The 339-nt window shown below is 68.7% G+C and carries 1 pseudogene; it reads left to right on the forward strand.

The features are described from left to right. Positions 1–339 (forward strand): annotated as a pseudogene (locus tag AB4Z38_RS25895) (DUF3417 domain-containing protein); the annotation flags it as partial.

The raw sequence follows: 339 nt of genomic DNA on the forward strand, positions 1-339 counted from the left end.
GCGGGACGGGCGTCCACGGTGTTCACCACCCACACCCCGGTGCCGGCCGGCATCGACCGTTTCGAGGCCGTGCAGATCAGGCACTTCTTCGACGCCGGCCTGGCCCCGGACGTGCCGGTGGAGAAGGTCCTGGAACTGGGCCGGGAAAACTACGAGGGCGGCAACCCCGCGGTCTTCAACATGGCCGTCATGGGGCTGCGCCTGGCGCAGCGGGCCAACGGCGTGGCCAAACTCCACGGCGTGGTCTCCCGCGAGATGTTCTCCGGGCTCTGGCCAGGCTTCGACCACTCCGAAATCCCCATCACCTCCGTCACCAACGGCGTCCACGTACCCACCTGG

The organism is Arthrobacter sp. 2RAF6 (genome assembly GCF_052115205.1).
Taxonomy (GTDB): Bacteria; Actinomycetota; Actinomycetes; order Actinomycetales; family Micrococcaceae; genus Arthrobacter.